Source organism: Pseudomonas sp. PVC-3-1 (assembly GCF_057444315.1).
Window position 1 is genome coordinate 3524106 of record NZ_CM172023.1, and the last position, 12741, is coordinate 3536846.

Annotated in this window: 10 protein-coding genes; 9 read left to right on the forward strand and 1 reads right to left on the reverse strand. The window is 68.2% G+C overall.

Annotation, left to right across the window (positions count from 1 at the left end; all coding sequences use genetic code 11):
* Positions 1 to 76: 76 nt before the first annotated feature.
* Positions 77 to 1015 carry a LysR family transcriptional regulator gene (locus tag AC2T4A_RS16565; RefSeq protein WP_486741218.1) on the reverse strand — a complete coding sequence of 313 codons (939 nt, stop codon included), beginning with the start codon at positions 1013 to 1015 and terminating at the stop codon, positions 77 to 79.
* A 281-nt stretch (positions 1016 to 1296) separates the two neighbouring features.
* On the opposite strand from AC2T4A_RS16565, the gene AC2T4A_RS16570 reads away from it, so the two are divergent.
* From AC2T4A_RS16570 to AC2T4A_RS16610, 9 genes are all read left to right on the forward strand, one after another.
* The gene (locus tag AC2T4A_RS16570; protein ID WP_486741219.1) at positions 1297 to 2238 is read left to right on the forward strand and encodes a VOC family protein; all 942 of its coding nucleotides are present in this window, start codon (positions 1297 to 1299) and stop codon (positions 2236 to 2238) included.
* 3 nt (positions 2239 to 2241) lie between these two features.
* Complete coding sequence (locus AC2T4A_RS16575) at positions 2242 to 2589, forward strand: Rieske (2Fe-2S) protein (protein WP_486741220.1); 348 nt, start codon at positions 2242 to 2244, stop codon at positions 2587 to 2589.
* A gap of 140 nt (positions 2590 to 2729) precedes the next feature.
* Positions 2730 to 3854 carry an FAD-dependent oxidoreductase gene (locus AC2T4A_RS16580; RefSeq protein ID WP_486741221.1) on the forward strand — a complete coding sequence of 375 codons (1125 nt, stop codon included), beginning with the start codon at positions 2730 to 2732 and terminating at the stop codon, positions 3852 to 3854.
* Between the two features lie 89 nt (positions 3855 to 3943).
* The gene (locus AC2T4A_RS16585; RefSeq protein WP_486741222.1) at positions 3944 to 5614 is read left to right on the forward strand and encodes a DUF1302 domain-containing protein; all 1671 of its coding nucleotides are present in this window, start codon (positions 3944 to 3946) and stop codon (positions 5612 to 5614) included.
* 14 nt (positions 5615 to 5628) lie between these two features.
* Positions 5629 to 6996 (forward strand): DUF1329 domain-containing protein, encoded by a 1368-nt coding sequence (locus AC2T4A_RS16590; RefSeq protein ID WP_486741223.1) that lies wholly within the window; start codon positions 5629 to 5631, stop codon positions 6994 to 6996.
* Between the two features lie 103 nt (positions 6997 to 7099).
* Positions 7100 to 8161: a WD40/YVTN/BNR-like repeat-containing protein gene (locus AC2T4A_RS16595; RefSeq protein ID WP_486741224.1), complete on the forward strand. Its 1062-nt coding sequence runs from the start codon at positions 7100 to 7102 to the stop codon at positions 8159 to 8161.
* A gap of 3 nt (positions 8162 to 8164) precedes the next feature.
* A complete protein-coding gene (locus AC2T4A_RS16600; RefSeq protein ID WP_486741225.1) occupies positions 8165 to 10651 on the forward strand; it encodes an efflux RND transporter permease subunit in 2487 nt (828 codons plus the stop codon).
* A 119-nt stretch (positions 10652 to 10770) separates the two neighbouring features.
* Positions 10771 to 11961, forward strand: coding sequence for an MFS transporter (locus tag AC2T4A_RS16605; RefSeq protein WP_486741226.1), 1191 nt, complete (start codon positions 10771 to 10773; stop codon positions 11959 to 11961).
* Positions 11958 to 12731 carry an SDR family NAD(P)-dependent oxidoreductase gene (locus AC2T4A_RS16610; protein WP_486741227.1) on the forward strand — a complete coding sequence of 258 codons (774 nt, stop codon included), beginning with the start codon at positions 11958 to 11960 and terminating at the stop codon, positions 12729 to 12731. The genes AC2T4A_RS16605 and AC2T4A_RS16610 overlap by 4 nt, the downstream gene beginning before the upstream one ends.
* The last annotated feature ends 10 nt before the right edge of the window (positions 12732 to 12741 follow it).

The following is a 12741-nucleotide window of genomic DNA, read 5'->3' on the forward strand; positions in this document are numbered from 1 at the left end:
ATCGCGAGTGGGGATGCGAGGTATCGTGAAACGCGATGCCCCGGCGCCGTTGCGGCGGCCGGGGCGATAACTGGCGTCAGGCGCTGGCGCGCAGGGCGTCTGGCTGCTGGTCGACGCTCTGGATGAACGCGCGGATGCGCTCGCGCAACCAGCGGTGCATGGGGTCCCCTTCCATGCTGCGGTGCCAGAGCATGAATTCGCGCATTACCGGGATCTTCACCGGCGGCGGCAGGATGCGCAGCGGTAGGTAGCGCGCGTACAGCTCGGCCAGACGCCGATGCATGGTCGCCACGCGCTGGGTGCCGACCAGCAGTTGCGGCAGGGTGTTGAAGTCGTTGGTGATCACTTCCAGGCGACGGTTGAAGCCGTACTGGTTCATGAACCAGTCCTCGATGCTCAGGTGCCGGTTGCGCCCGAAGCCCACCGAGATGTGGCCCATCTGCATGTACTGCTCCAGGGTCAGGACGTCACCGACCTCGGGGTTGTCGCGCCAGACCACGCAGACGTGGTCCTCCTCGAACAGCAGCTGCGCCGGATGGCCGTCGATGATGTAGCGCTCGGGCACGATCATCATGTCCACCTCGCCGCGCATCAGCAGCTCGGCGCTGTTGTCGCCGGGGCTGACCATCTCGAAAGTGATGTGCGGCGCCTCCTGGTGGATTTTCTGGATCACCTGGGCGAACAGCACGCTGATCAGGTAATCCGAGGTCACCAGGCGGAAGTGGCGCTTGCTTGTGGAGGGGTCGAACACCGGTTTGGCGGTGATCGAGGAGCGGATGGTCAGCAGCACCTCGCGCACCGGGGTGGCCAGCTCCAGGGCGTATGGCGTGGGCTGCATCTTGCGCCCGACCTGCACCAGCAGTTCGTCCTCGAAGAAGGTGCGCAGGCGCCCCAGCACGCCGCTGGTGGCCGACTGGGTCATGTGCAGGCGTTCGGCGGCGCGGGTGATGTTCTGCTCTTCGAGCAGTACATCCAGCGCCACTAGCAGATTCAGGTCCAGGTGGTGAAAACGCATGGCGATGGCTCACGGTTCTTGTAGTTATTTTTGCGATACCTTCCCGCTGCATTCCCGCTACGTCAATACCACTTCGCCATCCCCGTGCGGCTAACGCCCCGCGCCATGGCCCGCCGGGCAGGTATCGCGATTGCCGATGCCTCGCATCCCCACATGCGATTGGTCAGGGCGCCGGGCGTGCCTTCAACCTGCGCTCCAGTCGAGCGGCCGACGAGCCGCGGCGACCCACGACCGGCGACCCCCTGCCCGGCGCCGAACATAATTTCAATGGAGTGGTAGCCATGAACATTCTTGGACTCGACGCGCTGGTATTCGGCGTCGACGATATCCAGGCCTGTGCCGATTGCCTGCGTGACTACGGCCTCACGGCCGCCCAACTGGATGCCGACGGGGGCCGCTTCGAGGCGCTGGACGGCACCGCGATCATCATCTGCCGGGGTGACGATCCGAGCCTGCCGCCGGCGCTCGGGCCGACCCCGTCGCTGCGCGAGACCATTTACGGCGTGGCATCGACCGCGGACCTGGAGGCCATCGCCGACGAGCTGGGGCGTGACCGTGAGGTGCGCCGAGATGAGAACGGCGCGCTGCACAGCGTCGACGATCTGGGCTTCGCCATCGCCTTCCAGGTTTCCTGGCGTCGCGTTTTCGACGCGCCGGCCGACCTGACCAACGCCCCGGGCAGCGCGCCGCAGCGTCCGCTCAACCAGCTGGGCATTACCCCGGACATGCCGGCGCAGCCGCGCACCCTGTCCCACGTCGTCTACTTCGTGCCCGACGCTGCCAAGGGCGAGGCGTTCTATCGCGACCGCCTGGGCTTCGTCACCACCGACAGCTTCGTCGGCGTCGGCCCGTTCATGCGCAGCGCCGGCATGGACGACCACCACTGCCTCTTCATGATCCAGACCCCGCCGCACATGCAGGGCTGCGAGCACTTCACCTTCCATATGGGCAGCGGCACCGAAGTGCTGCTGGCCGGTACGCGATTCCAGCAGAAGGGCTGGACCAGCTTCTGGGGGCCAGGCCGCCACCTGCTGGGCTCCAACTGGTTCTGGTACTTCAACAGCCCGCTGGGCTGCCACATCGAGTACGACGCCGACATGGACAAGCACGACGACGCCTGGGCCGCACGCCAGGCGCCGATGTCGGCGGACAACTCGCAGTTGTTCCTCTTCACCTCGCGGGAGAAATGGGCGCCCAGCGGCCCGCCGCCCAAGCAGGGCTGAGCCGTGGATTGCGTGGCGCTGTGCCGGCTCGATGAGCTGGGCGAGGGGCAGTCGCGCGGCTTCGACCCGCAGGACAGGGGAGCGGACAGCCTGTTCGCTCTCCGTCACCAGGGTCAGGTGCGCGTGTATCGCAATCGCTGCCCGCATCTGTCGGTGCCGCTGGAGTACCGCAAGGACCGCTTCCTCAGCGCCGATGGCCAGTGGGTCATCTGCTACGCCCACGGCGCGCGCTTCCGCCCGGAGGACGGTACCTGCGTGCACGGTCCCTGTCGCGGGGAAGTTTTGCCGGCGCTGCAACACCGCGAGGCGGACGGTTGGCTGCTATTGCCGCTGGCGCAACTGGACGCCTGAGGTATCGCGCCGCGCGATAGGTCGCATCCGCGGACTCGATTAGTCAAAGCCCGGCCCCGCCGGGAAGCTGTGCCCTGGGCACGCAGAACGGCCGCCGCGCAGGACGTGGCGGAAAACAAGAACAAGACGTGAGAGATGCCATGAATACTGTGAGCAATGTGCTGATCGTGGGCGGCGGGATTGGTGGGCTGTGCGCCGCCATAGCCCTGCGCCGCAAGGGAGTCGCGGTCGATCTGGTCGAGCTGAAGACGCAGTGGACGGTCTACGGCGTCGGCATCATCCAGCAGAGCAACGTGGTGCGCGAGATGCACCGCCTCGGCCTGCTCGACGCCTACCTGGACGCCGCCTACGCCTTCGAGGACGTCGCCATCTACACCACCCACGGTGAGCAGCTGGCGCGCATTCCCGGCCAGCGCCTGGCCGGCCCGCAGTATCCGGCCAACGTCGGCATCTCCCGCCGCGCCCTGCACAAGGTACTGAGCGAGACCGCCATCGAGCTGGGCACCCAGGTACGCCTGGGCACCTCGGTGGAAAGCCTCGAGCAGGACGCCAGCGGCGTCGACGTGCTGTTCAGCGATGGCAGCCAGGGCCGCTACGCGCTGGTGGTCGGCGCCGACGGCCTGTTCTCGCGGGTCCGTGGCCTGCTCTTCGGCGATAAATACCAGCCGCGTTTCACCGGCCAGTCGGTGTGGCGCCACAACTTCTCGCGCGCCGCCGGCATCGACCACCTGGCCAATTACCAGGGGCCGGCCGGCAACGCCGGGCTGGTGCCGCTGGCCGATGACCTGATGTACCTCTTCACCACTTCCCACGAACCGGGCAATCCGTGGATGGACCCGGCCAGCCTGGCTGACGGCCTGCGCGAGCGCCTGGCCGGTTTCGGCGGGCTGATCGGCGAGCTGCGCGGGCAGATCGGCGACAGCGCCGAGGTCGTCTACAAGCCGCTGGAAGCGGTGTTCGTCGACGAACCCTGGTACCGCGGCCGCGTGCTGCTGATCGGCGATGCCGCCCACGCCACCACGCCGCACCTGGGGCAGGGCGCCGGCATGGCCATCGAGGATGCCGTGGTGCTGGCCGAGGAGCTGACCGCCGGCGGCGATCTCGACGACCAGCTGCGGCGCTTCATGGGCCGTCGCTTCGAGCGCTGCAGATACATCAGCGAGATGTCCCTGCTGGCCGGCGAGAAGGAGATCCAGCGCGACCCGACCTTCGACCGCATCGGCCTGGTCAAGCAGATGCTGGAGGTCACCGCGCGCCCCATCTGATCCCGTGCCCGGCGCGCCCTGCCTTGACGGCGCGCCACGGCTCACCACCGCCAACACCGACGCACAAGAACAAGAAAGAGGAAACCCCGATGTTGACTCGCACGCGTGCAACCGCGCGGCCGCTGCCGCCGCTCAAGCCCCTCACCCTGGCACTGTTCGCCCTGGCCGCCAGCCACGCCCAGGCCTTCGAATTCGACACCGGCAACCCCGACCTGCGGGCGCGCTGGGACAACACCCTGAAGTACAGCGCCGCCTGGCGCACCCAGGACCCCAGCAGCAAGCTCACCGAAGGCTCGACCGCGCTGAACCTGGACGATGGCGACCGCAACTTCGGCAAGGGCCTGATCTCCAACCGCCTGGACCTGCTCTCCGAGCTGGACATCACCTACGGCAACGTCGGTGCGCGGGTCAGCGGCGCGGCCTGGTACGACGACGTCTACAACCGCGGCACCGACAACAACGACCCCAGCCGCGCCAACAGCTACTCGGTGGACTATGACGAGTTCACCGACGACACCCGCACTCTCCACGGGCGCAAGGGCGAGCTGCTGGATGCCTTCGTCTTCGGCAAGACCGAGATCGGCGAGATGCCGGTGTCCGGCCGCCTGGGCCGCTACGCCATGCAATGGGGCGAGAGCCTGTTCTACGGCATGAACGGCATCGCCGGCGGCATGGCACCGGTCGACGTGGTCAAGGGCCTGTCGGTGCCCAACACCCAATTCAAGGAACTGATCCGCCCAGTACAGCAGGTCTCCGGCCAGCTGCAGCTGACCCCGGACGTGTCCCTGGGCGCCTATTACCAGTTCGAGTGGGAAGCCAACCGCCTGCCCGCTGCCGGCAGTTACTTCTCCAACGACGACTTCTTCGGCGACGGCGGCGAGCGAATGTTCGTCGGCACACCGGTGATGCCCGGCGGCCAGCCGCTGGCCTTCTACCGCGGCAACGACAAGGAGGCCAAGGATTCGGGGCAGGGCGGCGTGCAATTGCGCTGGCGCAGCGAGACGGTGGACTGGGGCGTCTACGCCATCCGCTTCCACGACAAGAGCCCGCAGCTCAACGTGCGCCCGGACTTCGCCAACCTCAACCCGTTGACCGGCAAGGCCGGCGAGTACTACTGGGTCTATCCCGAAGGCATTGAGGCGCTGGGGGCGAGCTTCTCCACCACCCTGGGCAACTTCAACGTGGCGGGCGAGCTGTCCACCCGCTGGAACCAGCCGTTGGCCTCCACCAGCCAGCACGCCCTGGCGCCGGGCGAGGCAATCGACAACGATGACGACCCGGTCTACGCCACCGGCCGCACGCTGCACGCCAACTTCTCCTGGCTGGCGAGCCTGGAGCCGAACTTCGTCGCCGCCGAGTCGAGCTTCCTCGGCGAGATCGCCTGGAACCGGGTGATGAGCGTGAGCCAGAACGCCGATGCGGTCGACCCCAACGCCGACCGCGACGCCACCAGCCTGCGCCTGGTGTTCGAGCCCATGTACCGGCAGATCTACCCCGGCCTCGACCTTTCGGTGCCCATCGGTGCGAGCTACACCAACGGCGCCTCCGAGGCGCTTGGCACCGGCTTCGGCACCGACCACGGCGGCGACCTGAACATCGGCCTGAAGGGCAACTACCTCAACACCTGGAACCTGGGCCTGACCTACACGCACTACTACGGCCCGGAGAACACCTTCCTCGACGCCGACAACCACTACACCTACGAACAGTCGCTGAAAGACCGCGACTTCATCGCCTTCACCGTCAGCCGCACCTTCTGACCAAGGACTGCCCGATGAAACACAACAAGAAAGTCGTTTCCCTGCTCACCGCCCTGAGTGCCTCCCTGCTGTTTGCCCATGGCGCCTTCGGCGCGGTGTCCGCCGAGGAGGCGGGCAAGCTGAAAACCAGCTTGACCCCGCTGGGCGGCGAGCGCGCCGGCAATGCCGACGGCAGCATCCCGGCCTGGACCGGCGGCTACACCCAGGTCGACCCGGCCTACCAGGACGGCGGCAAGCGCGGCGACCCCTTCGCCAGCGAGAAGCCGCAGCTGACCATCACTGCGCAGAACATGGCGCAGTACGCCGACAAGCTGACTCCCGGCATCCAGGCGATGCTGAAGAAGTACCCCGACAGCTACCGCCTGGAGGTCTACCCGACCCACCGCAGCGCCGCCGCGCCGCAGTCGGTGTACGACGCCACCTTCGCCAACGCCACCAGCGGCAAGCTGGTGGACGGCCCCGCCGGGCCGATGCCCGAGGGCGCCGCCGGGGGCATTCCGTTCCCGATTCCGGCCAATGGCGTGGAAGCCATGTGGAACCACCTGCTGCGCTGGCGCGGCGCTTCCTGGCACGCCAGCTTCAACCAGTACCTGACCACCGCCGACGGCAAGCACGTGCTGACCAACGACTCCCGCGCCGACCTGCAGATGCCCTGGTACCTGCCGGGCGGCACCGGCGACAAGGGCGTGTTCTGGTCCATCCGCATGACCAACGACGGCCCGCCGCTGCGCGCCGGCGAAGCCATCACCGGCCTGGAAAACCTAAACGCCGACAAGGCCGCGGTGTGGACCTACCTGCCCGGTCAGCGCCGCGTGCGTCGCCTGCCCAATGCCTGCTGCGACACACCGACGCCGGCCACCGCGGGGGTCATGAGCTTCGACGAGCTGTACGTGTTCAACGGCCGCGTCGACCGCTTCGACTGGAAGCTGGTGGGCAAGAAGGAGATGTACATCCCCTACAACGTCAACAAGGTCTTCACCGCCGAAAACGGCGAGGCGCTGCTCGATGCGCACCACCTGAAGTCCGACGCCATCCGCTGGGAGCTGCACCGCGTCTGGGTGGTGGAGGCGACCCTGAAGAACGGCCAGCGCCATGTCATGCCCAGGAGCACCTACTACCTCGACGAAGACACCTGGGCCGCCGTGCTCGGCGAGCGCTACGACGCCCGCAACCAGCTGGCCAAGGTGGTCTGGACGTCGCCGGTAGTACTGCCCGACCTGCCCGGCGTGGTGACCCTCACCAACGGCTTCTACGACCTGCTCTCCGGGGCCTGGTTCGCCGGCGACCTGTTCGCCGGCAAGAGCGAGCAGTACCGCATCGTGCCGCCCTACAAGGATTCGGTGTTCACCGCCGACGCCATGGCGGGTGAGGGCGTGCGCTGATCGTCCGCGGGGCGGGCCCGACGTCTCGGGCTTCGCCCAGCTACAGGGAGCTCCCTAGCGAAACCGTTGTACCGATTACAAGAAAAAAGAAAGGTTGCGTGCGATGAAGAAGAGTCTCTCCGCCTGGCTGCTGGCAGCCTGTAGCGCGGTGCCCGCGGCGTTTGCCGGTGGCAGCGTGGATGTCCTGGCGCAGCCCGCCGTGCATGGCCCGCAGGCCCTGCGCGCGGTGCTGCAGGATGTGGCCCGCGCTGGCGAGCGTCTGGTGGCAGTGGGGGAGCGTGGCGTGGTGCTGCTCTCCGACGACAACGGCAATACCTGGCGCCAGGCCACGGCGGTGCCGGTGAGCGTCGGCCTGACTGCCGTGCAGTTCATCGATGCGCAGGCTGGCTGGGCCATCGGTCACGCCGGTGTGGTGCTGCACAGCGAAGACGGCGGCGAGCATTGGACCCTGCAACTCGACGGCCAGCGCGCCGCGGCCCTGGAGCAGCAGGCCGCAGAGGCTTCCGGCGATGCCGCGCGTGTCGCCGCCGCTCGACGCCTGGTGGCCGACGGCGCCGACAAGCCGCTGCTGGCGCTGAGCTTCAGCGATGCCCGTCGCGGCCTGGCGGTGGGCGCCTATGGCCTGGCGCTGAGCACTGCCGATGGTGGCCGCAGCTGGCAGTCCGAGATGGGCCGGCTGCCGAACCAGCGCGGTCTTCACCTGTACGCCCTGGCCCGCGCCGGCAGTGACCTGTACATCGCCGGCGAGCAAGGCCTGCTGCTGCGTTCCCGCGATGACGGCGCGCACTTCGACGCCCTGCAGAGCCCCTACGACGGCAGCTACTTCGCTGCCGCCGTGCTCCCCAGTGGGCGCCTGCTGGTCGGAGGTCTGCGCGGCACCCTGTTGGCTTCCGACGATGCCGGCGAAAGCTTCCAGCCGCTGGATAACCCGATTCCCGCATCGCTCAACGGCATCCGTGTCGCTGGCGGCCAGCTGCTGCTGGCCAACCAGGCCGGGGTGTTGCTGCGCAGCGACCTGGGCGCTTTCGCCGTGCAGCCGCTGTCGGTCTCCGACGGCCTGCCGCTGACCGCCGCCACCCGCGCCGCGGATGGCGCCATCGTCACCGTCGGCATGGCCGGTGCGCGCCGCCTGGCGCCTTCCTCCCAACCTTCTCGCGCGGACTGAGCCATGCACGCCACCACTTCCCCTGCGCCGACCAGCGGCCGCCTCGACGACTTCGACAGTGCTTCCGGCTCGCTGCTGGAACGCGCGCTGTTCAACCACCGGGCACTGGTCCTGCTGCTGTGCCTGGCGGCGACCCTGCTGCTGGGCTGGCAGGCCACCCGCCTGACGCTCAACGCCAGTTTCGAGAAGACGATCCCGCGCGAGCACCCGTTCATCCACAACTACCTGGAGCACCGCCAGGAGCTGGCCGGGCTGGGCAACGCCGTGCGCATCGCCGTCGCCAACCCGCGCGGCAGCATCTACGAAAAAAACTACCTGCACAGCCTGCAGCAGCTCAACGATGCGGTTTACCTGCTGCCCGGCGTCGACCGCGCGGCGATGAAGTCGCTGTGGACGCCCTCGACCCGCTGGACCGGCGTGACTGAGGACGGCCTGGAAGGCGGCCCGCTGATTCCCGACGGCTACGATGGCGGCGTCGGGAAACTCGAAGAGCTCAAGCGCAACGTCGAGCGCTCCAACGAGATCGGCCAGCTGGTGGCCTTCGACCAGCGTTCGAGCATCGTCTACGTACCGCTGCTGGAGAAGACGCCCGACGGCAAGGCGCTGGACTACACGGCCTTCGCCCATGAACTGGAAAACCTGCGCATGCGCTTCCAGGGGCAGGGCGTGGACATCCACATCACCGGCTTCGCCAAGGTGGTGGGCGACCTGATCGACGGGCTCAGGCAGATCCTGCTGTTCTTCGCCGCCGCCATCGCCATCACCGCCGCAGTGCTCTACTGGTACACCCGCTGCGTACGCAGCACCGCGCTGGTGGTGATCTGCTCGCTGGTGGCGGTGATCTGGCAGCTCGGCCTGCTGCCGCTGCTGGGCTACGAGCTGGACCCGTACTCGGTACTGGTGCCGTTCCTGGTGTTCGCCATCGGCATGAGCCACGGCGCGCAGAAGATGAACGGCATCATGCAGGACATCGGCCGCGGCATGCATCGCCTGGTGGCGGCGCGCTTCACCTTCCGCCGGCTGTTCCTCGCCGGGCTCACTGCGCTGCTGTGCGACGCCGTGGGTTTCGCCGTGCTGATGATCATCCGTATCCAGGTGATCCAGGACCTGGCGGTGATCGCCAGCCTGGGCGTGGCGGTGCTGATCTTCACCAACCTGATCCTGCTGCCGGTGCTGCTGTCCTACATCGGCGTCAGCGCCCGTGCGGCGCGCCGCAGCCTGCGCGCCGAAGAGGCTGAGGCGAGCGGGGCGGACAAGCACGCGCTGTGGCGCTTCCTCGACCTGTTCACCCGTCGCCGCTGGGCCGCCGCGTGCATCGCCGTGGCCGCGCTGATGGCCGCTGGCGGCTATACCGTGAGCCTGCACCTGAAGGTCGGCGACCTCGATGCCGGCGCCCCCGAGCTGCGCCCGGACTCGCGCTACAACCGCGACAACGCCTTTGTCACCCGGCACTACGGCGCCAGTAGCGACGTCTTCGCCGTGATGGTGCAGACCCCGGCCGGCGCCTGCTCGGCCTACGACACCCTCAAGCGCGTGGATGAGCTGGACTGGCAACTGCGCGGCCTGCCGGGCGTGGACTCGACCAACTCGCTGGCGCTGCTCAACCGCCGGGTGCTGGTGGGCCTCTCCGAAGGCAGCCCGAAGTGGTACGAGCTGGTGAACAACCAGGCGACGTTGAACATGGTCACCGCCAACGCGCCGCGCGGGCTGTACAACGACGACTGCAGCCTGCTGACGCTCTACGCCTACCTCACCGACCACAAGGCCGACACCCTGGCGCGGCTAGTGGACAGCGTGCAGACCTTCGCCCGTGATAACGACAGCGAGCAGGCGAAATTCCTCCTTGCGGCCGGTAGCGCGGGCATCGAAGCGGCCACCAATCAGGTGGTGAAACAGGCCAACCGCGACATGCTCTGGTGGGTCTACGGCGCTGTGATCCTGCTCTGCCTGGTGACCTTCCGATCCTGGCGCGCGGTGCTCTGCGCGGTGCTCCCGCTGGTGCTCACCTCGATCCTCTGCGAGGCGCTGATGGTGGCGCTGGGCATCGGCGTGAAGGTCGCGACCCTGCCGGTGATCGCCCTGGGCGTGGGCATCGGCGTGGACTACGCGCTCTACGTCATGAGCATCGTGCTGGCGCAGCTGCGCCAGGGCGCCAGCCTGTCCGAGGCGTATTACCGCGCGCTGCTGTTCACCGGCAAGGTGGTGATGCTCACCGGCGTGACCCTGGCCATCGGCGTGGGTACTTGGATCTTCTCGCCCATCAAGTTCCAGGCCGACATGGGCGTGCTGCTGGCCTTCATGTTCGTCTGGAACATGGTCGGCGCACTGATCCTGCTGCCGGCGCTGGCGTATTTCCTCCTGCCGCAGCGCCAGGCACGGGTGGAGGCGCAACCCACCGTGGCGGCGCACCACCTGCAGGAAGTCCACCACGACCGCGACTGCTGCCAGCAGCACGCCGCCACGCCCCTGGCTTGCAGCCAGGCGCGCTGAGTCCACACAACGAAAACAAGAGGACGACCCCATGCCCTGCCTGAAGACCCTGTGGCGCGAGCTGCGCGCCGGCCTGATCCAGTACGGCGCCACCCATTGCCTGCTGGTGGAGGTGCCCCATGAGCGCTGATCGCCGTGCTGGCAGCGCGCAAGCGCTGTTGCTGCTGTTCGGCAGCTGCCTGCCGGTGCTTGGCGCGGTGCTCATCGCGCCGGTGCTGCCACGCATGCAGGCGCACTTCGCCGAGACTCCCGGCGCCGCCGTGCTGGTGCCGGTGGCGCTGACCCTGCCGGCGCTGGTAATCGCCTTCCTCGCGCCGCTGGCCGGGGTGCTGGCCGACCGCGTGGGACGGCGCTCGCTGCTGCTCGCCAGCATGCAGCTCTACAGCCTCTGCGGCGTGCTGCCGCTGTGGCTGGATTCGCTTGGCCTGATCGTCGCCAGCCGCGCCGGCATCGGCCTGGCGGAAGCGGGGATCATGACCTGCTGCACCACGCTGATGGGCGACTACTTCGACGGCCAGCGCCGCGAGCGCCTTTTCGCCCTGCAGATGGTTGCCACCTCGCTGTCCGCCGCGCTGTTCATGGGCCTGGGCGGCGCGCTGGGGGAGAGCAACTGGCGCACCCCGTTCGTGCTCTATGCCGTGGGCGTGCTGTGCCTGCCGTTGATGGCCGCCTTGCTCTGGGAGCCGCAGGCACGCCGTGTCGAGCACGAGCCGGCCAGCGCCTCTCGCTTCCCCTGGGCGGCGCTGGCGCCGCTGTACCTGCTTACCGGGCTGGCCGGTGTCAGCCTGTTCATCGTGCCGGTGCAGGCGGGCTACCTGCTGCAGCTGCTGCATGTCGACGGCCCGCAGCAGATCGGCCTGACCATGGGCGCCAACCAGCTCGGCGTGCTGGCCGGCGCGTTGACCTTCCGACTGCTGGCGGCGCTGCCGGCGCGTCGCCTGCTGGCGCTGGGCTTTGCCACGGCGGGTCTGGGCGGCGCGCTGATGGCGCTGTCGCCCAGCCATGCGCCAGTGGTCCTCGCCGTGCTGCTGAACGGGGTCGGCGTCGGCCTGTTGTTGCCGACGCTGATCACCCAGGTGATGCAGCAGGTCGGTTTCGAGCAGCGTGGGCGCGCCACCGGTGGCTTCACCGCGGCGATCTTCGCCGGCGAGTTCGTCAGCCCGTTGCTGGTGCTGGCGCTCACCGGCGGGGTCGCCGAGCAGTTGCCCCACGCCTTGTTGCGGGTAGCGGTGGTCCAGCTGGTGCTGGCGCCGCTGTGCCTGGTGCTGCTGCGCGGTCGCCGCGTGGCATCGGTAGCGGGGGCGCTATGAACGAACTGTTTTCCCTGGCCGGCAAGACCGCGCTGATCACCGGTGCCACCCGTGGCATCGGCCTGGCCATCGCACGCGAGCACGGCCTTGCTGGCGCGCGTTTGGTGATCAGCAGCGAAAGTGCCGATGACTGTGCGCGAACGGTGGAGTCGCTGGCGGACGAGGGCATCGATGTGATCGCTGCGCCCGCCGACCTGCGTGACGCGAACGCCGTGCAGGCCCTGGCGCAGCGGGCTCTGGAACATCTAGGCCGGCTCGATGCACTGGTCTGCAATGCCGGAGTCGCGCCGCACATGGGCCTGCTCGGCACGGCCAGCGATGCCGATTGGGAGCTGACCTTCACCGTCAACCTGCGCAGTGCGCTGTGGCTGACGTCAGCACTGCTACCGGCCATGGCCGGGAGTGGTGGTGGCAGCGTGGTGCTGATGGCCAGCATTGCCGGTGTGCGCGGCAACAAGGGCCTTGGCCTGTACGGATTATCCAAGGCGGGCCTAGCGCAGCTGGCGCGCAATCTGGCGGTGGAGTGGGGGCCGGCGAACATCCGCGTCAATGCCATCAGCCCTGGTGTGATCCACACCGAATTCGCCCGCCCGCTCACCGACAACCCGGACCTCATGCAGCGCCGCCTTGCCCTCACGCCGTTGCGCCGGGTCGGCCGACCCGAGGAAGTGGCCGCCCTGGCCTTGCTGCTGGCAGCCCCGGGCGGCGCTTTCATCAGCGGACAGAACCTCATCGTCGACGGTGGCACGACCATCGGCGACGGCCATTGAAAGGAGACAC